The 21,545-nt window shown below is 60.9% G+C and carries 17 protein-coding genes; 11 read left to right on the top strand and 6 right to left on the bottom strand.

The window, feature by feature from the left end:
- Positions 1 to 7: 7 nt before the first annotated feature.
- Positions 8 to 946 carry a LysR family transcriptional regulator gene (locus tag QF039_RS03530; protein ID WP_008437943.1) on the bottom strand — a complete coding sequence of 313 codons (939 nt, stop codon included), beginning with the start codon at positions 944 to 946 and terminating at the stop codon, positions 8 to 10.
- Between the two features lie 176 nt (positions 947 to 1,122).
- On the opposite strand from QF039_RS03530, the gene QF039_RS03535 reads away from it, so the two are divergent.
- The 3 genes from QF039_RS03535 to QF039_RS03545 are packed head-to-tail and all read left to right on the top strand — an operon-like array spanning position 1,123 to position 3,487.
- Positions 1,123 to 1,866: a 5-oxoprolinase subunit PxpA gene (locus QF039_RS03535; RefSeq protein WP_102368327.1), complete on the top strand. Its 744-nt coding sequence runs from the start codon at positions 1,123 to 1,125 to the stop codon at positions 1,864 to 1,866.
- Positions 1,863 to 2,567, top strand: coding sequence for a 5-oxoprolinase subunit PxpB (pxpB, locus tag QF039_RS03540; protein WP_307516977.1), 705 nt, complete (start codon positions 1,863 to 1,865; stop codon positions 2,565 to 2,567). Before QF039_RS03535 ends, pxpB begins: the two co-directional genes overlap by 4 nt.
- Entirely contained in the window at positions 2,564 to 3,487 is a 924-nt protein-coding gene (locus QF039_RS03545; RefSeq protein WP_003210688.1) for a biotin-dependent carboxyltransferase family protein, read from the top strand. The genes pxpB and QF039_RS03545 overlap by 4 nt, the downstream gene beginning before the upstream one ends.
- Before the next feature lie 136 nt (positions 3,488 to 3,623).
- Here QF039_RS03545 and QF039_RS03550 read toward each other — a convergent pair whose 3' ends face one another.
- The 3 genes from QF039_RS03550 to QF039_RS03560 form a co-directional block, all read right to left on the bottom strand.
- Positions 3,624 to 4,802 carry a VWA domain-containing protein gene (locus tag QF039_RS03550; RefSeq protein WP_003210689.1) on the bottom strand — a complete coding sequence of 393 codons (1,179 nt, stop codon included), beginning with the start codon at positions 4,800 to 4,802 and terminating at the stop codon, positions 3,624 to 3,626.
- An 11-nt stretch (positions 4,803 to 4,813) separates the two neighbouring features.
- On the bottom strand, positions 4,814 to 5,659 hold the full coding sequence (locus tag QF039_RS03555) for a MoxR family ATPase (protein ID WP_003210690.1): 846 nt from the start codon (positions 5,657 to 5,659) through the stop codon (positions 4,814 to 4,816).
- Positions 5,660 to 5,801: 142 nt separating this feature from the next.
- Positions 5,802 to 6,878, bottom strand: coding sequence for a DUF748 domain-containing protein (locus QF039_RS03560; protein WP_102368329.1), 1,077 nt, complete (start codon positions 6,876 to 6,878; stop codon positions 5,802 to 5,804).
- A 123-nt stretch (positions 6,879 to 7,001) separates the two neighbouring features.
- Here QF039_RS03560 and cysK point away from each other — a divergent pair, with 123 nt between their 5' ends.
- From cysK to QF039_RS03575, 3 genes are all read left to right on the top strand, one after another.
- Positions 7,002 to 7,976, top strand: a complete 975-nt coding sequence (gene cysK, locus QF039_RS03565) for a cysteine synthase A (RefSeq protein ID WP_008437962.1) — start codon at positions 7,002 to 7,004, stop codon at positions 7,974 to 7,976.
- Positions 7,977 to 8,162: 186 nt separating this feature from the next.
- Positions 8,163 to 9,101: an aspartyl/asparaginyl beta-hydroxylase domain-containing protein gene (locus tag QF039_RS03570; protein ID WP_003210693.1), complete on the top strand. Its 939-nt coding sequence runs from the start codon at positions 8,163 to 8,165 to the stop codon at positions 9,099 to 9,101.
- A 416-nt stretch (positions 9,102 to 9,517) separates the two neighbouring features.
- Positions 9,518 to 10,378, top strand: a complete 861-nt coding sequence (locus tag QF039_RS03575; RefSeq protein ID WP_307516982.1) for a DMT family transporter — start codon at positions 9,518 to 9,520, stop codon at positions 10,376 to 10,378.
- A 31-nt stretch (positions 10,379 to 10,409) separates the two neighbouring features.
- Here QF039_RS03575 and QF039_RS03580 read toward each other — a convergent pair whose 3' ends face one another.
- Together QF039_RS03580 and QF039_RS03585 are read right to left on the bottom strand one after the other, a co-directional pair.
- Entirely contained in the window at positions 10,410 to 11,306 is an 897-nt protein-coding gene (locus QF039_RS03580; protein ID WP_087692563.1) for a DMT family transporter, read from the bottom strand.
- Between the two features lie 72 nt (positions 11,307 to 11,378).
- Complete coding sequence (locus tag QF039_RS03585) at positions 11,379 to 13,004, bottom strand: methyl-accepting chemotaxis protein (protein WP_177019669.1); 1,626 nt, start codon at positions 13,002 to 13,004, stop codon at positions 11,379 to 11,381.
- Positions 13,005 to 13,415: 411 nt separating this feature from the next.
- Here QF039_RS03585 and aceK point away from each other — a divergent pair, with 411 nt between their 5' ends.
- From aceK to QF039_RS03610, 5 genes are all read left to right on the top strand, one after another.
- A complete protein-coding gene (aceK, locus tag QF039_RS03590) occupies positions 13,416 to 15,137 on the top strand; it encodes a bifunctional isocitrate dehydrogenase kinase/phosphatase (RefSeq protein WP_307516985.1) in 1,722 nt (573 codons plus the stop codon).
- 70 nt (positions 15,138 to 15,207) lie between these two features.
- Positions 15,208 to 19,119 (top strand): ATP-dependent RNA helicase HrpA, encoded by a 3,912-nt coding sequence (hrpA, locus tag QF039_RS03595; protein WP_008437986.1) that lies wholly within the window; start codon positions 15,208 to 15,210, stop codon positions 19,117 to 19,119.
- A 355-nt stretch (positions 19,120 to 19,474) separates the two neighbouring features.
- Positions 19,475 to 20,596: a beta-ketoacyl-ACP synthase III gene (locus QF039_RS03600; RefSeq protein ID WP_003210699.1), complete on the top strand. Its 1,122-nt coding sequence runs from the start codon at positions 19,475 to 19,477 to the stop codon at positions 20,594 to 20,596.
- A 25-nt stretch (positions 20,597 to 20,621) separates the two neighbouring features.
- Positions 20,622 to 21,236: an RNA polymerase sigma factor gene (locus QF039_RS03605; protein WP_003210700.1), complete on the top strand. Its 615-nt coding sequence runs from the start codon at positions 20,622 to 20,624 to the stop codon at positions 21,234 to 21,236.
- A complete protein-coding gene (locus tag QF039_RS03610; RefSeq protein WP_003210701.1) occupies positions 21,230 to 21,463 on the top strand; it encodes an anti-sigma factor in 234 nt (77 codons plus the stop codon). Before QF039_RS03605 ends, QF039_RS03610 begins: the two co-directional genes overlap by 7 nt.
- Positions 21,464 to 21,545: the final 82 nt, after the last annotated feature.

Here is a 21,545-nt window from a genome sequence, read left to right on the forward strand (position 1 = left end):
CACAGTTTTAAATCGGTTCCTTCAGTGGCATGGGTTTGCTCAACACCATCAAGTCCTCGCCCACCTTCTGCGCATACTGCTGCACCACGCTCTGGCACAGCGCCACAATCTCCTCCACCAACTCCACGCCCACTCGCCACGACACCACCACCTGCAGGTTCGGCGGCCGTTGTTCCATGGGCAGCATGGTCAATTCACCTCGTGCCAGCTCTTCACTGACCAATACGGGCGGGAACGCACCAATCCCGAACCCGTCCCGCAGCAGGCGGGTGATCGCTGACACCGAGTTCACACAGTTCATCCGTGGGGCGGATACGCCGTTAGCCTGCATCAGGCTGAGCACGTCCTGGTGCGGACAGGAGTTTTTCGAGTAGGTGATGATGCGCTCCTGGGCCAGTTCGGCGAGGGACGCGTAGTCGCGGTTGTAGATCGAGTGGCTGGCGACGATCCAGCCCATGGGGTGGCTGGCCAGTTCCAGGCTGCGCAAGGTTTCCTGGCGCAGCAGGTCGGTTTGCAGGATCAGGTCGAGAAAGCCTTTTTGCAACTGATCGCTGAGGTTCAGCGCGGTATCGGCGACCAACTCGATTTCTACCCGCGGAAAGTTGTCCGTCAGTTCTGCCACCAGCGCGCTCAGCCAGGTGTGGATCACCGTGTCCATCACTCCGATGCGGATACGCCCGACCTTGCTGCTGGTGGTTTCCAGGGACTGCTTGAGCCCTTGCATGGTCGCCATCATCTGCTCGGCATAATCGAGCACCTTCAAGCCTTCCGGCGTCAGGCTCACACCTCGGGAATCGCGCAGGAACAGCTTCACCCCCAACTCGCTTTCCAGCACGGCGATGCGGCTGGAGATCGAGGCCTGGGTGGTGAACAGCTTCTCTGCCGTGAGGCGAAAGCTCTTGAGCTTGGCCACCCAGACGAAGGTTTCGAGGAACTTCAAATTCATGGGATCAACTTTTCTTATGCATGGATTGTTTTTTATTAGTTGGACGCAGCGTGCCGCAACCGCCAAAAATCGAGCTGTCTCACGATAAGCGTCGTTGGGGCTCGGGACAACATCGTTGCGAGATCTTGGTAAAAGATCCCACACTACAAAAAAATAAAGCCTACAGGAGCCCTACCGTGAGCCGCCTGCTATTGAACTGCGACATCGGCGAAAGCTTTGGCAACTGGACCTTGGGTCTGGACGCCGAAGTCATGCCGTTCATTGATTGCGCCAACGTAGCCTGCGGTTTCCACGCCGGCGACCCGAGCATCATGCGCAAGACCGTCAGCCTGGCCTTCGAGCATGGCGTGCAGGTGGGCGCGCACCCGGCGTACCAGGACCTGCAGGGTTTCGGCCGCCGCTCCATGGCCTACACCCCGCAGGAAATCCAGGACCTGTTGCACTACCAGGTCGGCGCCCTCGACGGTATTTGCCGGGCCCAGGGCGGGCGGGTCAGCTACGTCAAACCCCATGGCGCGATGTACAACGACATGATGGCCAAGCCTGCGCAATTGCGAGCGGTGATCCAGGCCGTGGCGGCCTACGACGCCAGCCTGCCATTGATGCTGATGGCCACCCGTGACAACAGCGCCGCCCAGGCCCTGGGTGACGAATATGGCGTGACCCTGTGGTTCGAAGCCTTTGCCGACCGTGCCTACGACAGCGCCGGCCATCTGGTCTCCCGCCAGTTGCCGGGCGCGGTGCATCATGACCCGGAAAAGATCATCCAGCAGGCCTTGATCATCGCCCGGGGAGAACAGTTGGTCGCCAGTGATGGCAGTCCGTTGCACCTGCAAGCCAATACCTTGTGCGTGCATGGCGATAACACCAGCTCAGTGGCTGCCGTGCAGCGCATCCGCGAGGCGTTGACCCCAGCATGAAGCCACGGATTGAAGTGGTGGCCATCGACTGCCTGATGGTGCGCCTGTTTGAGGTGATCGCCGAAGACAACATGCCCTGGATGCTCGCCGCCACCCGCCGTTTGCGCGAAGGTTTTGGCCCGGCGCTGGTGGACCTGGTGCCGTCCTACACGACCCTGATGGTGCACTACGACCTGCTGGCGCTGGACCCTGGCCAGGCACGGGCGTTGATCGACCAGGCGCTCAAGGAATTGCAGCCCGAACCCAAGGGCAGCGGGCAATGTCATGTGTTGCCGGTCTGGTATGACCTGAGTGTCGGCCCGGAGTTGGCGTTGCTGGCGCAGCGCAGTGGCCTGGCAGTGGAGGAGGTGATTCGCCGTCACAGCCAGCATGAGTACCAGGTATTCGCCTTGGGCTTCGCCCCGGGGTTTGCCTTTATGGGGCTGGTGGATGAACAGCTCGCGACACCGCGGCTCAACACCCCGCGCAAGCGGGTGGCGGCGGGCAGCGTGGGCATCGCCGAGCGGCAGACGGCGGCTTATCCGGTGGTCTCGCCAGGCGGCTGGAACCTGATTGGCCGCACGCCGGCCAAGCTGTTTGACCGTGAACGCGAGGGCTACAGCCTGATGCAGCCTGGGGATACCGTGCGCTACAAAGCGGTCAGCCATCGCGAATTCATCAACCTGGGCGGCGATGACACGCCGTTGGAGGCGCAGGCATGAGCCGCTTGCTGATCGAGGCCAGCACACCGCTGTGCCTGTTGCAGGACGCCGGACGTTTTGGCGTCAGGCATTTGGGCGTGACCCAGGGCGGCGCGCTGGATTGGGTGTCGATGTCGTGGGCCAATTGGTTGCTGGGCAATGCCCTGGATGCGCCGGTGGTGGAAATCACCTTGGGTGGCTTCACCGTGCAGGCCGAGGCCTATTGCCTGCTGGCGCTGGCCGGGGCGGACTTGGGCGCGTATGTCGACGAGCGCGCGATCAGCCCGGGGCGCAGCTTTATTCTGCAAAAGGGCCAGCGCTTGCGTTTTACCCAGCCTTTCAGCGGTGCGCGGGCTTACCTGGCAGCGCCGGGCGGGTTTGATGCGCCGCAGGTGCTGGGCAGCTGCGCCACGGTGGGACGTGAAGAACTGGGCGGGCTGGATGGCTTTGGCCGGTCACTGGCCGAAGGTGCGCAATTGACCTATTCGGGCGTGGGCGGTGCGATGCAGGTGTTGTCCGCCGGGCAATTGCCGAAGCTGGATTCCAAGGCGCCACTGGAGGTGATCCTCGGGGCGCAGATCGGTCAGTTTGGCGGGCAGAGTCTGTTTGATGTGTTCAACAGCGAGTGGACCCTCGACAGCCGTGCCGACCGCATGGGCATGCGCTTGCTTGGCACGCCGCTGGAGTATCAGGGGCCGTCGCTGATCTCGGAAGGCATCCCGCTGGGGGCGATCCAGGTGCCGCCGGACGGGCAGCCGATTGTGTTGCTCAATGACCGGCAGACCATTGGCGGCTACCCACGATTGGGCGCGTTGACGCCATTGGCGTTGGCGCGGCTGGCGCAGTGCTTGCCGGGGGAGAAGGTGAGGTTGGCGCCGGTGGTGCAGGAAACGGCGCATCGCCAGCAAGTGGAGTATTTGCAGTACCTTGCCAGAAACTAAAGATCGCCGCAGGACAAAATGTGGGAGCGGGCTTGCTCGCGAAAGCGCAGTGTCAGTCACCGAATATATTGGCTGATACACCGCCTTCGCGAGCAAGCCCGCTCCCACATTTGATGGTGGTTGTCTGGGAAACAGATTACTTCGACAAAAAGCGCATCCCTTCCTCAAGCCCACGCAACGTCAACGGAAACATCTGGTCTTCGATCAAATCCCGGACAATCCCGGTGGACGCCGTATAGCCCCAGGTATCTTTCGGGTAGGGATTAATCCAGATCAGCTTCTTGTACTTCTCCATGAACCGCTGCATCCACACATACCCGGGCTCTTCATTCCAGTGCTCGACGCTGCCGCCGGCCTGGGTGATTTCATACGGCGCCATGGCCGCATCGCCGATAAAGATCACCTTGTAGTCGGCGCCGTACTTGTGCAGCAGATCCTGGGTCGAGGTGCGTTCCGAACCCCGGCGCATGTTGTTCTTCCACACCGATTCATAAATGAAATTGTGGAAGTAGAAATACTCCAGGTGCTTGAACTCGGTCTTGCACGCCGAGAACAACTCTTCGCAAGTCTTCACATGGGCATCCATCGAGCCGCCGATGTCGAACAGCAGCAACAGCTTGATGGTGTTACGCCGCTCCGGGCGCATCTGGATATTCAGCAACCCGGCATCGCGGGCCGTATGGTCGATGGTGCCGTCAATGTCGAGCTCTTCCGCCGCACCCTGGCGTGCGAACTTGCGCAGGCGGCGCAGGGCGATCTTGATGTTGCGGGTGCCCAGTTCCACGGAATCATCGAGGTTCTTGTACTCGCGCTGGTCCCAGACCTTGACGGCCTTGCCCTGGCGCTTGCCGGCATCCCCCACGCGTATGCCTTCGGGGTTGAAGCCACCGGAGCCGAAGGGGCTGGTACCGCCGGTGCCGATCCACTTGTTGCCGCCGGCGTGGCGTTCCTTCTGTTCTTCGAGACGTTTCTTGAATTCTTCGATCAGCTTGTCCAGCCCGCCGAGGGACTGGATCTGTGCGCGCTCTTCGTCGGTCAGCGAGCGTTCGAATTCCTTGCGCAGCCAGTCTTCGGGGATCAGCGCCTGCAGGTGATCATCGAGTTTTTCCAGGCCATTGAAGTAGGCGCCGAAGGCCCGGTCGAACTTGTCGAAATGCCGTTCGTCCTTCACCAGGATCGCCCGGGCCAGGTAGTAGAACTCGTCCATGTCGGCGAAGGTCACGCGCTGTTTCAGCGCGTTGATCAGGTCCAGCAGCTCACGCACCGACACCGGCACCTTGGCTGCACGCATTTCATTGAACAGGTTGAGCAGCATAGCAATCGCCCTTATCGGTTACCGCGACGGCTCATGAACGCCAGGCGTTCCAGCAACTGCACGTCCTGCTCGTTCTTCACCAGGGCACCGGCCAGGGGCGGGATGGCCTTGGTGGGGTCGCGCTCGCGCAGTACCGCTTCGCCGATGTTGTCGGCCATCAGCAGTTTCAGCCAGTCCACCAGTTCGGAGGTGGACGGTTTTTTCTTCAGGCCCGGTACTTTGCGCACGTCAAAGAATACGTCGAGGGCTTCGCTGACCAGGTCTTTCTTGATGTCCGGGTAGTGCACGTCGACGATCTTTTGCAGGGTGGTGCGGTCCGGGAAGGCGATGTAGTGGAAGAAGCAGCGGCGCAGGAACGCGTCCGGCAGCTCTTTTTCGTTGTTGGAGGTAATGATGATGATCGGGCGCTTCTTGGCCTTGATGGTCTCGTCGATTTCGTAGACGTAGAACTCCATCTTGTCGAGTTCTTGCAGCAGGTCGTTGGGGAACTCGATGTCGGCCTTGTCGATTTCGTCGATCAGCAGGATGACCCGCTCCTCGGACTCGAAGGCTTCCCAGAGCTTGCCCTTTTTCAGGTAGTTGCGTACGTCGTGCACCTTGTCCACGCCCAGCTGCGAGTCCCGCAGGCGGCTCACCGCGTCGTACTCGTACAGGCCCTGGTGCGCCTTGGTGGTGGACTTGATGTGCCAGGTGATCAGCTTGGCGCCAAAGGATTCGGCCAGTTGCTCGGCGAGCATGGTCTTGCCGGTGCCCGGTTCGCCCTTGACCAGCAGTGGCCGCTCCAATGTGATGGCGGCGTTGACGGCCAGTTTCAGGTCATCGGTGGCAACGTAGGCCTGGGTGCCTTCGAACTTCATCTATCAATCCTCGAACGTGACGCCGAACGGTGCAGGACCGAAGCGGGCGAGTAATCAGCTTGGCCCGACTATACCGCGCAGCCCCGGCGACTGTGAACGCAGACGGGCTATTCAGTCTCTGAATGGGCAGTCACGTTGAAGATCAATCTGTCGAGGGCTTGGGTTGTTCATAGCGGGCGTTGAAGGCCTGGACAAAACCATTGCGCAAAATCTGCAAAAACGCCTGGAACGCGCTGATATCTTGCTGGTGCACGTTGCCGCTGAGCTCCACGCGGGTGGCGAACTGGTTTTTCTGCTGGTTCTTCAGCACGGTTTCGCTGACGCCAACCACCGCCTCCCAGATCGACCGAAAGATGCCCTTGTCCTTGTTCTCGACATCCTGCTGCCAGTTGAACACTTCGACATTGCGCAGCAAAGGCTTGATGTAGCCGGTCAACTGGCCTTTTTCGGCCTGGGCTTCAACCACCAGGTCGCCGTTGCCGGCATTGAAGTCGAACTTGCCGTAGGCCGAGGCGAAGTCATTCATGCGCTTGAGTTCGATATCCCGGGCCCGGAAGCGGAATTCGAAGTTTTCGAAATTGCTCAAGGGGTCGAACGTGGCGGTGGCTTCCAGCGGTGCCTGGCCCAGGAACAGCGCCTTGCCGTCGAAGCGCGCGTCGCGCTGGCCTTTGACATCCACCACGTTGGTCAGGTTGTAGAAGCTGGCGTTGACCTGGGTCGCGTACATATTGACCGGCGGTTTCGAACTGAAGTTATGGAACGCGATCTTTCCGTCGTCGATGCGTACCTCGTTGAGGGTGATCGGCAACAGTTTGCTCAGTTGTGCCCGCCAGTCGGTGCCCTGACCGGTCTGGGACGCCTGTTTGTTGGTGCCGCCGTCGACGAAGTTCAGCTCCGGCTTGATGAACTGTGCCTCGGCCACCACTGCGTGGTCGTACCACAGCGAATGCCAGCTCACTGACAGGTCGATCACCGGCGCCTTGACGAACGGTACCGGCACCTTGCCGTCGACCTTGACGATCTGCAGGCCGTTGATCCGATAGGCGCCGCGCCACAGTGCGAGGTCGACATCGGTGACCTGGCCGCGGTAATCGCCCATGTCGGCGAGTTTGTCATTCAGGTAATTGCGCACCAGATAGGGCAGGGCGATATCCAGGACGACCAGCAGTACCACGACCCCGACGAGGGTCCAGAGCGGCCAACTGTAGCGACGTTTCATAGGAAAATTCTCCATCCGTGTAGGCGATTGACTGCTGGCGCCGCCGGACGTTCGCTTGACTGGACGCCTTGCAGCACGAGGCATACCCTTGGGGCCTTCCTGAAATTGCCTTAAGGACCCGTCATGAGCCGCATTTTTGCAGACAACGCGCACTCCATCGGTAACACGCCCCTGGTTCAGATCAACCGTATCGCGCCGCGTGGCGTGACTATCCTGGCCAAGATCGAAGGGCGTAACCCGGGGTATTCGGTGAAGTGCCGGATTGGCGCAAACATGATCTGGGATGCCGAAGGCAGCGGCAAACTCAAGCCGGGCATGACCATTGTCGAGCCGACTTCCGGCAACACCGGGATCGGCCTGGCATTTGTCGCCGCCGCCCGTGGTTACAAGCTGTTGCTGACCATGCCCGCCTCCATGAGCATCGAGCGCCGCAAGGTGCTCAAGGCCCTCGGCGCCGAACTGGTGTTGACCGAGCCGGCCAAGGGCATGAAGGGCGCGATTGAAAAAGCCGGCGAAATCCTTGCCAGCGACCCGGCCAGGTACTTTATGCCGGCCCAGTTCGAAAACCCGGCCAACCCGGCGATCCACGAGAAAACCACCGGTCCGGAAATCTGGAATGACACTGATGGCGCGGTCGACGTGCTGGTAGCGGGCGTGGGCACTGGCGGCACCATCACCGGGGTGTCGCGCTATATCAAGAACATCCAGGGCAAGCCGATCCTGTCGGTGGCGGTGGAGCCGATCAGTTCGCCGGTGATTACCCAGGCGCTGGCCGGTGAAGAGATCAAGCCCAGCCCCCACAAGATCCAGGGTATCGGCGCCGGTTTTGTGCCGAAGAACCTCGACCTGTCGATGGTCGACCGGGTCGAACTGGTCAGCGACGAAGAATCCAAGGCCATGGCGTTGCGCCTGATGCAGGAGGAGGGGATTCTGTGTGGTATCTCCTGCGGCGCGGCGATGGCCGTGGCGGTGCGACTGGCGCAGAAGCCGGAAATGCAGGGCAAGACCATCGTCGTGGTGCTGCCGGACTCCGGTGAACGCTACCTGTCGAGCATGCTGTTCGCCGATTTGTTCACCGATCAGGAAAACCAGGCTTGATTCAAATCAGCGCGATGGCGTGGCCCTTATGCATAATTGGCCCGTTATCGCGCACCGCTAGATGCTGATTGTTGGAGTGCGCGGGTTTTTCCCGAGGCCCGGAGTGTTTATCATGGCCGGCTGCTACGTCTGGTTTCCCCTTAACGGGAGGCTAATGGCCAGACGCCTATTTCCAGGAGTTGCTGCATGACCTTTTCTTTGGCCGCCAAACTGTCGGTGTTGCTGCTTTTTATCGGCAGCACGCTGTATGTGCATTTGCGTGGCAAGGCCCGTTTGCCGATGTTGCGTCAGTTCGTCAACCATTCAGCGCTGTTCGCCCCGTACAACGCCTTGATGTACATCTTCTCCGCCGTGCCGTCCAAGCCGTACCTGGACCGCAGCAAGTTCCCGGAGCTGGACGTGCTCAAGGACAACTGGGAAGTGATTCGCGAAGAGGCCATGCACCTGTTCGACGAGGGCTACATCCGCGCCGCGGAGAAGAACAACGACGCCGGTTTCGGCTCGTTCTTCAAGAAGGGCTGGAAGCGTTTCTACCTCAAGTGGTACGACAAACCGTTGCCGTCGGCTGAACTGCTGTGCCCGAAAACCGTGGCCCTGGTCAGCAGCATTCCCAACGTCAAGGGCGCGATGTTCGCCCTGTTGCCAGGTGGCAGCCACCTCAACCCGCATCGCGACCCGTTTGCCGGTTCCCTGCGTTATCACCTGGGGCTGTCCACGCCGAACTCCGACGACTGCCGTATTTTCGTCGACGGCCAGGTGTACGCCTGGCGCGACGGTGAAGATGTAATGTTCGACGAGACCTACGTGCACTGGGTAAAGAACGAAACCGAGCACACCCGGGTGATCCTGTTCTGCGACATCGAACGCCCGCTGAGCAACCGCCTGATGACCCGCATCAACCGTTGGGTCAGCGCGCAACTGGGGCGCGCCACCGCGCCGCAGAACCTGGATGACGAACGCGTTGGCGGGATCAACCAGGCGTATGCCTGGAGCAAGCGCTTCAGCGACAGCTTCAGTGGCGTGGTCAAGCAGTGGAAGCGCAAGCATCCGAAGGCTTATCGCATCCTGCGGCCAGTGCTGGCGGTGGTGGTGCTGACGGCGCTGGGGTATTGGTTGTTTGGTTAAGGCGTTTGCAGGCACGAAAAAACCGCTCCGATGAGCGGTTTTTTTATGCGCTGGATTTGTGCGGGCGAAGTTATTGCAAAGCATGTCCCCAGCTGGTTATAGTCGGCCGCAGGTGTTTCCAGACACCTTGTTCATCCCTTCATAAAAGATCAGCACATGCCAGCTTCCCTGCGCATAGCGGTAGTCGATTCAGCGGTCAACGCTGCGGTCGTGCCGTGCGGGAGCCAGCAGCCTGCGCAGATCAGTCACTACCCCCCACCTGTCAGTAGCACGCCGGTGTACGCAGTCGTATCACCGCCGGGTGTTGGCATTTCGGGCTGATCAGCTGATGGCTGTTCCCCTGTGCCCGCCTGAAAAAACCTACTGAATTTCAGCTGTTGCTGAGTTGGCTTTTTGCCTGATCACAGGTGGTATCCATGTCTGTTCTTTCGAAACAATCCGTGGCCGCGGCGGCCTCGACGAGCCTGTTTGTCTTGCTGTGGAGCAGCGGGGCGATTTTCTCCAAATGGGGCCTGGCCCACGCTTCACCCTTTGCGTTTCTGCTGATCCGTTTCGCCATCGCCCTGGCGGGGTTGGTGATACTGGTACCGATCCTCAAGCTGAAGTTGCCGCGTCCCGGCAGGCCGATGCTTTACGCGGCGGCTACCGGGCTGGTGCTGTTGGGGGCCTACCAGATTTTCTATCTGCTGGCCCTGGACCTCAAAGTCACGCCCGGCATGATGGCAACCATCATGGGCGTGCAGCCGATCCTGACCGTGGTGTTGATGGAGCGCCGGCGCTCCTGGAGCCGGATGTTCGGCCTCGGGCTGGGATTGGCGGGGTTGATCATGGTGGTGTACCAGGGCATCGGGATGTCCGGCATGTCCCTGGCAGGCATGCTTTTTGGCCTGTTGGCCCTGGCCAGCATGACCTTTGGTTCGATCATGCAGAAGCGCATCACCGATAACCCGTTGGGCACGCTGCCTGTGCAATACCTGGCCGGCTTGCTGTTGTGCTCGGTGTTTGTGCCGTTCCAGCCGTTCCACTTTGAACACAACACCGGCTTTTTCGTGCCGGTGCTGTGGATGGGGCTGGTGGTGTCATTGCTGGCGACGCTGTTGCTGTACCGGCTGATTGCCCGGGGCAACCTGGTGAATGTCACCAGCTTGTTCTACCTGGTGCCCGCGGTGACGGCGGTGATGGACTACCTGATCTTCGGCAACAAGCTGGCAATGTTGAGCTTGCTGGGGATGGGCTTGATCATCGTCGGATTGGCTTTTGTGTTCCGTAAGGGCTGATAAACCCAACGCTGTAGGAGCCAAAAAGCTCCTACAGCTTGCGGGCCAATTTCCCCGGCCGAAGCACCAGCCACAACGCCCCCGCAATCAACAACCCGCCATACAGATGCGCCATGGACAACGGCTCATCCAGCAGCAACGCGCCCCACAACACCCCGAATGGCGGAATCATGAAGGTCACGGTCATCGACTTCACCGGGCCGATGGACGTCAGCAAGCGGAAGTACAGGATGTAGGCAAACGCCGTGCATACCAGCCCCAACCCCAGCAGCGACAACCATACAGGCCAGCCACCCCAGCTGACCGGTGGATGGCTGATGGCACTCCAGGCAAACAGCGGCAGCAGGAACAGCGTGGCCCCGAGCATGCTGCCCAGGGCCGCCAGGCGACTGTCCAGCCCGCCCTGTTGATCGAGCCAGCGGCGTGCCAAAAAGCCGGCAAAGCCATAGCAGGTGGTCGCCAACAGGCACGCCAGCGCACCCATCAGCAATTCCATGTCGAAGGCCACCGGCCCGGCGCGGGTCAGGATGCCAACGCCGAACAGGCCCAGGCATACCCCGGCGATTTTCGACGGCGTGAGGCGCTCACTGAAGAACAACCCGCCAATCAGCACGCCCATCAGTGGCGTCGTGGCATTGAAGATCGCCGAGTAACCGGCCGGCAGCACTTGGGCCGCCACTGAATACATGGTCGCGGGAATGCCCGAGTTGATCACCCCGAGCAACAGGACTGTCTTGAACTTGCCCTGGAAATCCCAACTCACCCGCATCATGGCGAGGATCAGCAGCAGGCCGGTGGCGGCAATCGACACCCGGAAAAACGCGGTAGGAAGGGTGCCGATTTCCGGCGCGATAATTCGCATGAACAAAAAACTCGCGCCCCAGATAGCGGCCAGCACCAACAGGTGCAGGGTGTCGACAGGTCTCACGGAGGAACTCCAGTTTGATAAGGGCGGAAGTGTTGCCCACCGACCTGTCTGACACAATCGCTAATACATGTTTTACAGCACGAAACGCGTCACCAAGCCATTGAGGTCCACCGCCAGCCGCGACAGTTCCTGGCTGGCCGCCGAGGTCTGGGTGGCACCGGCGGCGGTTTGCGTCGACAGGTCCCGGATGTTCACCAGGCTGCGGTCCACCTCACGGGCCACCAACGCTTGCTGCTCGGCGGCGCTGGCGATCACCAGGTTGCGCTGGCTGATCTGTGAGATTGCCGCCGTGATTTTCTCCAGTGCACTGCCGGCGCTGTTGGCCCGCTGCAAGGTCTGGCCGGCGTGTTCGGCGCTGCTGTTCAGGGCGCCGACGGTGTCCTGGGTACCTTGCTGGATACCGTTGATCATCTGCTCGATTTCTTCGGTGGAGTCCTGGGTGCGTTGTGCCAAGGAGCGCACTTCGTCAGCCACCACGGCAAAACCACGACCGGCCTCGCCCGCGCGGGCCGCCTCAATCGCTGCGTTGAGTGCCAGCAGGTTGGTCTGCCCGGCAATCCCGCGAATCACTTCAAGCACCTTGCTGATGTCCTGGGCCTGCGCCGCCAGGCCCTCGGCCTTGGTCGAGGCACCGAGGACTTCGTCCACCAGGTTCTGGATCGAGCTGATGGTTTCGCTGATCTGGTAGTGACCGTGCTTGCTGTCTTCGTCGGAGGCCTTGGAGGCTTCGGCGCTGGAAACCGCATTGCCCGCCACTTCATCGACTGCCGCGCTCATCTGCGTCACGGCGGTGGCAGCCTGTTCGATCTCGTCGTTCTGCGCTTGCAGGCCGCGGGTGCTCTGCTCCATTACCGAACTCATCTCTTCCGCCGCCGAGGCCAACTGCTGCGACGATTCGCTGATGCCACGGATGGTTTCCTGCAGGTTGGCCTGCATGGTGGCCAGCGCGGTGAGCAGTTGCGCCGGCTCATCCTTGCCCTCCACGACGATCGGCCGGCTCAGATCGCCGGAGGCGATGGTGCGGGCCACTGTCAGTGCCTGGCCAATGGGCGCGGTGATGCTGCGGGTCAGCAGCCAGGCCAGCAGTAAAGTTGCCATCAGGGCGGTGACGATGATGGTGCCGACCACCCATTGGGCGCTGGTGTACATCTGCGCCGCTGATGTTGCGGCGTCTTCCACACCTTTTTGGTTGAAGGTGATCATGTCTTCCAGGCTTTTATTGAGGACCATGCCTTGGGGGGCGAGGCGGCTGTTGAGCAGGTCCATGGCGTTTTGCTGCTGGTCCTGGTCGACCAGTTGAATCATCTGGCCGACGATCGTCATATAGCTCGCAACGTTGGCTTTCAACTGTTTGAGCAGGTCGCGTTCCTGCTCGTTGCTCAGCAGGGTTTCGTGACGGTTCAGCAGTTCTTCAAGGTCGCCACGCTGGCGGGTGATCAGGTTTTTGCTGTTGTCACGCACCCGGGACTCATCGGTGGTGAGCAAGCGCAACGCTTCCAGACGGATGCTGGCGACGCAGGCGGCGCTGTCGTGAATGTTTTCAATACTCGGCATCCACGACTCTTCGATGATCAGTGCGCTTTCCCGCAGCTTGGCCATCTGGCCTAAACCAAACAGGCCGACCACGATCAACAGGCTGGCCAAAACCCCAAAACTCAGACTGGCGCGCAGGCCGATCCCCATATTCCTCAATGACATCTCAATGCTCCTTTGGCGGTTAGAACCTGTTCCCGGATCGGTCTTCTGACCTTGTTAGGTGGGAGAGGGCGCGCTATATAGCAAAGTGCCACTAGCTAGGGTAGTCAGGGTTTCCCTTAAGTTGGATCCAATGGTCGAGAAGCCACCAGTAACGGAGCAGTAGAGCAAAGACTCTTATTTACCCCGGCTCGCACAGGCAGGCCACGTCACATAAGGCCTGTAGATGAAACGTTTAATGCCGGGAGCGTGACGCGCGGGTTTTTTGTTGACCAGTTAGTCGAATTAAATAAAGAGTAAATAAATGTACGAAATGAACAATCTTGTACAAGTCTGAATGAAAAATGATCCTTCTCCTGTTCCCGCACACTGGCTAAGCTCAGCTCACTCCAAATGCCCGCAGAGGTTTTCCGAATGCCGCAGCCAACGCCCGCCCTCGACATTGCGCAGATGATCCTCGACGGCTTCGACGACTACCGCGAGCACTTCCGCCAGATCACCGATGGCGCCCGGGAGCGTTTCGAAAAGGCACAGTGGCAGCAAGGGCAGGCGGCCTCGGCGGCGCGCATCAACCTGTACGAAGACAAGGTCAGCGAAGTCACGGCGCGGCTGCGGGCGGCCTTCGATGAAGCCGTGTTGCTCGACATTGCCGCCTGGCCGCTGGTGAAAAGCGCCTACATCAGCCTGATCGACCTGCGGTTTGACGATGAGCTGTCCGAGACCTGGTACAACTCGACGTTTTGCGGGCTGTTCAGTCACGACCTGATCAGCGACGGCTGCATGTTCATTCACACCACGCGGCCGAGCCTGCGCCGCGCCCGGGCGGCGCAGACCCGCACCTACAAACCGGGCGGCAAGCTGGCAGGCATGCTGGAACAGATTTTCGCCGACTACCGTTTCAGCGAGCCCTACGCCGACTTGCCCGCCGACCTGCGCCGCCTGGAAGCGCAATTGCGCGAAAACCTGCCGGACTGGGTCTGCAAAGACCCGGACCTCAACGTCGAACTATTCTCCTCGGTGCTGTACCGCAACAAAGGCGCGTACCTCGTAGGGCGCATCTACACCCGCGACGAACAGTGGCCGCTGGTGATCCCGCTGCTGCATCGGGAAGGGCGCGGCATCCAGATCGACGCGCTGATCACCGACGAAGCCGACGTGTCGATCATCTTCTCGTTCACCCGCTCCTATTTCATGGTGGACGTGCCGGTGCCGGCGGAGTTTATCGGCTTCCTCAAGCGCATCCTGCCGGGCAAGCACATCGCCGAGTTGTACACCTCCATCGGCTTCTACAAACACGGCAAATCCGAATTCTACCGGGCGCTGATCAACCACCTTGCCACCACCGATGACCAGTTCATCATGGCGCCGGGCGTGCGCGGCATGGTCATGAGCGTGTTTACCCTGCCGGGCTTCAACACCGTGTTCAAGATCATCAAGGACCGGTTTTCACCGTCGAAAAACGTCAACCGCGCCACCGTGATCGAGAAGTACCGGTTGGTGAAAAGTGTCGACCGGGTAGGGCGCATGGCCGACACCCAGGAGTTCGCCGACTTCCGTTTTCCGTTGAGCAAATTCGAGCCTGAATGCCTGGCCGAACTGCTGGAAGTCGCCGCCGGTACCGTCGAAGTCGAAGGCGATACGGTACTGATCCGCCACTGCTGGACCGAGCGGCGCATGACCCCGCTCAACCTCTACCTGGAAAACGCCAACGAAGCCCAGGTGCGCGAAGCCCTGGAAGACTACGGCCTGGCGATCAAGCAACTGGCGGCGGCGAATATTTTCCCGGGCGACATGCTGCTGAAGAATTTTGGCGTCACCCGCCACGGTCGCGTGGTGTTCTACGACTATGACGAAATCTGTTTCCTGACCGAGGCCAACTTCCGCCACATCCCGGCGCCGCGTACCCCGGAAGATGAAATGGCCTCCGAGCCCTGGTATTCCATCGGTCCGCTGGACGTGTTTCCCGAGGAGTTTCCGCCATTCCTGTTTGCTGATTCCGCCCAGCGCCGCCTGTTCGACGAACTGCACGGCGAGTTGTACAACGCCGACTACTGGAAAGGCCTGCAAGAGGCGATTCGCGCCGGCAAGGTAATCGATGTGTTTCCTTACCGGCGCAAGGGCCTGGACAATGAATGAGGGGAGCGCGCGGCGGCGCTTTTCTGCGACAATCCGCCCCCTGCCTATATAGACGACCTTTGCGTACCTGATGACTGACCAAGCGCCCGCTATCGACCAACTGCTGAAAAACCTCGATCACGCCATGCTCGCCGACCGCCACCGCCTGCGGCGGCAGCTGCTTGAGCTGCGCAAGAAACCCGATGAGGAAAAACTTGCGCAGTGGGTGACGCGGATGCAGGCCTCCTGCGCCCAGGTGACGGCGCGGCGCGCCAGCCTGCCGGTGATTCGCTATGACGACAGCCTGCCGATCGCCGCCAAGCGTGACGAGATCAAGGAAGCGTTGCTCAAGCATCAGGTGCTGATCATTGCCGGTGAGACCGGTTCGGGTAAAACCACCCAGTTGCCGAAAATCTGCCTGGAAATCGGCCGCGGCCAATACGGCCTGATCGGCCACACCCAGCCGCGGCGGATTGCGGCGCGCAGCGTAGCGAGCCGGGTCGCGGAAGAGTTGGCGACGCCGCTGGGTTCCCTGGTGGGTTATCAGGTGCGGTTTGAAGACCAGAGTGATTCCAACACCCTGATCAAGCTGATGACCGACGGTATCCTGCTGGCCGAAACCCAGAACGACCGCTACCTCGAACGCTACGACACGATCATCGTCGACGAAGCCCACGAACGCAGCCTGAACATCGACTTCCTGCTGGGTTATCTGAAAACCCTGCTGCCGCGTCGCCCGGACCTCAAGGTCATCATCACCTCGGCCACCATCGACCTGGAGCGCTTTTCCAAGCACTTCGACGATGCGCCGATTGTCGAGGTGTCGGGCCGCACCTTCCCGGTGGAGACCTGGTACCGCCCGCTGACCCTGGAGCAGGACGAGGAGGGCAACCGCGTCGAGGACGACCTGACCGTCGACCAGGCGATTCTCGCCACCCTCGATGAGATCGCCGCCTTCGAGCGCAGCGAGCGCAAGAGCCCCGGCGATGTGCTGGTGTTCCTGCCCGGCGAGCGCGAGATTCGCGACGCCGCCGACATGCTGCGCAAGGCCCAGCTCAAGCACACTGAAATCCTGCCGCTGTATGCGCGCCTGTCGCCGGCGGAGCAGCAGCGGATCTTCCAGTCGCACCCGGGCCGGCGTGTGGTGCTGGCGACCAACGTCGCGGAAACCTCGCTGACCGTGCCAGGGATTCGTTATGTGATCGACAGCGGCACCGCGCGCATCAGCCGCTACAGCTACCGGGCCAAGGTGCAGCGACTGCCGATCGAGGCGATTTCCCAGGCCAGTGCCAACCAGCGTAAAGGCCGGTGCGGGCGGGTCGAACCCGGTATCTGCGTGCGCTTGTACAGCGAAGAGGATTTTATCGGGCGCCCGGAATTTACCGACCCCGAGATTCTTCGCACAAACCTCGCGGCCGTAATCCTGCAGATGCTGCACCTGCGCCTGGGCGAGATCACCGATTTCCCGTTTATCGAGCCGCCGGACGGCAAGGCCATCAGCGACGGTTTCAACCTGCTGCAAGAGTTGTCCGCCGTTGACCGCAACAGCCAGCTGACACCGATGGGCCGCCAGTTGGCGCGTCTGCCGGTGGACCCACGCATGGGCCGCATGTTGCTGGAGGCAGCCAAGCTTGGCAGCCTGCAGGAAGTGCTGATCGTCGCCAGCGCCATGTCGATCCAGGACCCGCGCGAGCGTCCGCCGGAGCGCCAGCAAGCCGCCGACCAGGCTCACGCACAATGGAAGGACGCGGATTCGGACTTCGCCGGGTTGGTGAACCTGTGGCGTGGTTTTGAAGAGCAGCGCCAGGAATTGACCGCCAGCCCGCTGCGCAATTGGTGCCGCAAGAATTTCCTGAACTACCTGCGCCTGCGGGAGTGGCGTGACTCCCACCGCCAGTTGAGCCTGATCTGTCGCGACATGCAGTTGACCGTCAATAAAGAACCGGCCGACTTCCCCAAACTGCACAAGGCGGTGCTGTCCGGCCTGCTCAGCCAGATTGGCCAGAAGACCGAAGAGGGCGATTACCTCGGCGCGCGTCAGCGGCGTTTCTGGATTCACCCGTCGTCGGGTATTGGCAAGAAGCGTCCGCAATGGCTGATGACCGCCGAGCTGGTGGAAACCACCAAGCTGTACGCGCGGATGGTGGCCAAGATCGACGCCGACTGGATCGAGCCGTTGGCCGGGCACCTGATCAAGAAAAACCACTTCGAACCCCATTGGGAAAAGAAGCGCGGCCAGGTGGTGGCGTTTGAGCAGATCACCCTGTTCGGGTTGATCATCGTCGGGCGCCGGCCGGTGCATTACGGGCCGATTGATCCGGTGACGTCTCGCGAGCTGTTTATCCGCGAAGGCCTGGTGCGCGGCGAGATCCAGTCCCGGGCCCGCTGCCTGACGGCCAACCAGCAATTGCTGGAGCAGCTCGACGAACTGGAAGCCAAGGCCCGCCGCCGCGACATCCTGGCAGACGAAGAAACCCTGTACGCCTTCTACGACGCGCGCCTGCCGGCGGAGATTCACCAGACCGCGACCTTCGACAGTTGGTACAAGGTCAACAGCCAGAAAGACCCGCAACTGTTGATCATGCGCGAAGAAGACGTACTGGCCCGCGAGGCCAGCGAAGTCACCGCCGCCCATTACCCCGACACCTTGCACCTGGGCGACCTGGCGCTTGCCTTGAGTTATCACTTCGAACCCAACCATCCACGGGACGGTGTGACCCTGCGCGTACCGGCGCCGTTGTTGCCGGCCTTGCCGCCCGAGCGCCTGGAATGGCTGGTGCCGGGTGTGATCGAGGCCAAGTGCATTGCCCTGGTGCGCAACTTGCCCAAGGCCCTGCGCAAGAACTTCGTGCCGGTGCCGGATTTCGTCAAGGCGGCGTTGCAACGTATCGAGTTCGGCCAAGGCTCGTTGCCTCAGGCCTTGGGGCGCGAGTTGCTGCGCATGACCGGGGCACGGGTCAGCGATGAGGCCTGGGCCGAGGCTGCGCAGCAGGTGGAGAGCCACCTGAAGATGAACCTGGAAGTAGTCGACGGCCAGGGCAAGTTCCTCGGTGAGGGCCGCGACCTGGCCGAGTTGACCGCGCGTTTCGCCGAGGCCAGCCAAGCTGCGTTGGCGGTGCCGCAGACTGCGAAGAGCCAGCAGCCGGTGGAGGCCAAGGTGTTCGCGGCGGTGGCCGAGAAAACCCAGCAAAACATTGCCGGGCTGTCGATGACGGTGTATCCGGCCTTGGTCGAAGAAAACGGCACGGTCAAGGAAGGGCGTTTCTCTACCGCTGCCGAGGCTGAGTTCCAGCACCGTCGAGCCTTGCAGCGCCTGCTGCTGCAACAACTGGCCGAGCCGGCAAAGTTCCTGCGGGGCAAATTGCCGGGCCTGACCGAGTTGGGGTTGATGTACCGCGAGCTGGGGCGTATCGAAGCCCTGGTGGAAGACATTCTGTTGGCCAGCCTCGACAGTTGCGTGCTGGAAGGCGAAGCCAGCCTGCCGCGGGACGGCGCCGGCCTGGCCGCCCTGGCCGAGCGCAAGCGTGGCAGTTGGACCGAGCACGCCGAGCGCCAGGCGCGCCTGACCCTCGAAATTTTGAAACTGTGGCATGGCCTGCAAAAACGCTTCAAGGGCAAGATTGACCTGGCCCAGGCGGTGGCGCTGAATGATATCAAGCAGCAACTGAGCAATCTGGTGTACCCCGGTTTCGTACGGGAAACCCCGGCGCAATGGTTCAAGGAACTGCCGCGCTTCCTCAAGGCCATCGAGCTGCGCCTGGAGAAACTGCCAAGCCAGGTGCAGAAGGACCGGGTCTGGAGTACCGAGTTGGGCGGTTTGTGGAGCCAGTATCAGAACCGCCTGAACAAACACGCCCAGGAAGGCAAGCGCGACCCTCAGCTGGAGCTGTATCGCTGGTGGCTGGAGGAATACCGGGTATCGCTGTTTGCCCAGCAGTTGGGCACCAAGGTACCGATTTCCGACAAGCGCCTGAGCAAGCAATGGAGCCTGGTCGAAGCGTGACCGACGTGCGGCAAGCAACTGTGGCGAGCGAGCTTGCTCGCGCTGGGCTGCGAAGCAGCCCCATAAGGTCTCTCTGAAACACCCGGGTCACTTTATTGGGGCCGCTTCGCGACCCAGCGCGAGCAAGCTCGCTCGCCACAGGGAAGGTGTTTGCGCGGGATAGGCGCCAAGTGTCCGATGTTGTGGCAAACTTCGCGGTTATAAATGCCGGGATCGTCGAGTTGGGCTGGTGCAGCCGTGGCGCGATGGAATAAAGCGTTTCCAGTTTGAAGGCCGCTGGGCGGCATAAAACTACTTACGGTTTGGTACGACGGTACCAATACCCTTCTGCCTGAACAGATTTAGAGGAACGACCGTGCATAACGTCGTCATCAGCGGCACAGGCCTGTACACCCCGGCCAACAGCATCTCCAACGAAGAGCTGGTGCAGTCTTTCAATGCTTACGTGCAACAGTTCAACCTGGATAACGCCGCCGCCATTGAACGCGGTGACGTGGAGGCCCTGACCGAATCCAGCGCCGCCTTTATCGAGAAGGCCTCGGGCATCAAGAGCCGCTTTGTCATGGACAAGGCCGGCATTCTCGACCCGCAACGCATGGCGCCACGCCTGCCCGAGCGCTCCAACGACGAATGGTCGATCCTCTGCCAGATGGCCGTCAGTGCTGCCGAGCAAGCGTTGCAGCGTGCCGGCAAGACCGCCGCCGATATCGACGGTGTGATCGTCGCCTGTTCCAACCTGCAGCGGGCGTACCCGGCGATTGCCATCGAAGTCCAGGAAGCGCTGGGTATCCAGGGTTTTGGCTTTGACATGAACGTGGCGTGTTCCTCGGCGACCTTCGGTATCCAGAACGCCGCCAACAGCATCCAGCTGGGCCAGGCGCGGGCGATCCTGATGGTCAATCCGGAGATTTGCACCGGCCACCTGAACTTCCGTGACCGCGACAGCCATTTCATCTTTGGCGATGCGGCCACCGCCGTGATCCTGGAGCGGGCCGACCTGGCCACTTCCGAGCATCAGTTCGACGTGGTGAGCACCAAGCTGCTGACCAAGTTCTCCAACAACATTCGCAATAACTTCGGCTTCCTCAACCGCGCGGCGGAAGAGGGGATTGGTGCCCCGGACAAGCTGTTCGTGCAGGAAGGCCGCAAGGTCTTCCGTGATGTCTGTCCGATGGTCGCCGAGTTGATCGGCAAGCACCTGTCGGAAAACCAGCTGAATGTCGGCGATGTGAAGCGTTTCTGGCTGCACCAGGCCAACCTCAGCATGAATCACCTGATCGTGAAGAAACTGCTGGGCCGCGAGGCTTCTGTGGAAGAGGCGCCGGTGATCCTCGATACTTACGCCAACACCAGTTCGGCGGGTTCGGTGATTGCGTTCCACACCTACCAGGACGACTTGCCCAAGGGCGCTGTGGCTGTGCTTAGCTCGTTTGGCGCAGGGTATTCGATTGGTAGCGTGATCCTGCGCAAACGCTGATCATGTTTTGAAATCGAGGTCTTGAATGGCAGCAGCGGACGACGCGCACCTGCTTGAACGATTGCTCAAGGGTGAGCAGCGGGCCTACAAGGAGTTGGTCACCACTTACCAGAGCGCCATGCGCGCCGTGGCCTATGCCATCGTTGGCCAGCGCCATGCCGACGAGGTGGTGCAGGACGCCTGGCTGTCGGTGGTGCGTAACCTGGCGAAGTTCGAGGGGCGTTCCAGCCTCAAGACCTGGCTGCTGACCATCACTGCCAACTCGGCAAAGGGCCGCTACAAGCAAAACCGCCGGGAAGTACTGCTCGATGACCTGCCGGCGCCCCATGGCACCATCGGTGATGATCGCTTTGTGCCCGAAGATGGCCACTGGGCCGTCGCGCCGTTTGCCTGGCACCAGGACACGCCCGAAGCCCTGCTCACTGAAGACGAATTGCGTAAATGCCTGGAGCACACACTGGCCAGTCTTTCCGAGCTGCAAAGCAGCGTACTGCTGCTGCGTGAGCGCCAGGGGCTGGAGTTGGAGGAGATTTGTAATCTTCTGACGCTATCGCTCTCCAATGTTCGTGTGCTGTTGCATCGAGCACGGCTTAAAGTCTTCGCCACGGTGGAGCATTTTGAGGAAACCGGCGAATGTTGACCTGTAAGGAACAAGTGGCACGTTCCAGTGACTATCTCGATGGGCAACTGACCTTTCGCGAGCGCCTGCTGGTGCGCCATCACCTGATGTTCTGCCCCAACTGCCGGCGCTTTATCCGGCAGATGCGCTTGATGCAGGCGACGCTGAAGATCCTGCCCGAGCCGCCTATCGCCGATGTTGATGCGTTGGCCGAACGCCTGGCCGCCGAGCGCTCCCGCGACCAATAATATCCATCACTTTTCACACTGAAACGAAGCCCGCATCGATAAAAGATGCGGGCTTTTTTTTGCTCAAAAAACAACCAAGATG

The organism is Pseudomonas sp. W2I6, from assembly GCF_030815935.1.
In the GTDB taxonomy this organism is placed as follows: Bacteria; Pseudomonadota; Gammaproteobacteria; order Pseudomonadales; family Pseudomonadaceae; genus Aquipseudomonas.

Excerpts from the sequence above, each read along its gene's own strand:
- QF039_RS03530 (WP_008437943.1), bottom strand. The coding sequence starts at position 946 with ATGAATTTGAAGTTCCTCGAAACCTTCGTCTGGGTGGCCAAGCTCAAG.
- pxpB (WP_307516977.1), top strand. The coding sequence starts at position 1,863 with ATGAAGCCACGGATTGAAGTGGTGGCCATCGACTGCCTGATGGTGCGC.
- QF039_RS03545 (WP_003210688.1), top strand. The coding sequence starts at position 2,564 with ATGAGCCGCTTGCTGATCGAGGCCAGCACACCGCTGTGCCTGTTGCAG.
- QF039_RS03550 (WP_003210689.1), bottom strand. The coding sequence starts at position 4,802 with ATGCTGCTCAACCTGTTCAATGAAATGCGTGCAGCCAAGGTGCCGGTG.
- QF039_RS03555 (WP_003210690.1), bottom strand. The coding sequence starts at position 5,659 with ATGAAGTTCGAAGGCACCCAGGCCTACGTTGCCACCGATGACCTGAAA.
- QF039_RS03560 (WP_102368329.1), bottom strand. The coding sequence starts at position 6,878 with ATGAAACGTCGCTACAGTTGGCCGCTCTGGACCCTCGTCGGGGTCGTG.
- cysK (WP_008437962.1), top strand. The coding sequence starts at position 7,002 with ATGAGCCGCATTTTTGCAGACAACGCGCACTCCATCGGTAACACGCCC.
- QF039_RS03570 (WP_003210693.1), top strand. The coding sequence starts at position 8,163 with ATGACCTTTTCTTTGGCCGCCAAACTGTCGGTGTTGCTGCTTTTTATC.
- QF039_RS03575 (WP_307516982.1), top strand. The coding sequence starts at position 9,518 with ATGTCTGTTCTTTCGAAACAATCCGTGGCCGCGGCGGCCTCGACGAGC.
- QF039_RS03585 (WP_177019669.1), bottom strand. The coding sequence starts at position 13,004 with ATGTCATTGAGGAATATGGGGATCGGCCTGCGCGCCAGTCTGAGTTTT.
- aceK (WP_307516985.1), top strand. The coding sequence starts at position 13,416 with ATGCCGCAGCCAACGCCCGCCCTCGACATTGCGCAGATGATCCTCGAC.
- hrpA (WP_008437986.1), top strand. The coding sequence starts at position 15,208 with ATGACTGACCAAGCGCCCGCTATCGACCAACTGCTGAAAAACCTCGAT.
- QF039_RS03605 (WP_003210700.1), top strand. The coding sequence starts at position 20,622 with ATGGCAGCAGCGGACGACGCGCACCTGCTTGAACGATTGCTCAAGGGT.
- QF039_RS03610 (WP_003210701.1), top strand. The coding sequence starts at position 21,230 with ATGTTGACCTGTAAGGAACAAGTGGCACGTTCCAGTGACTATCTCGAT.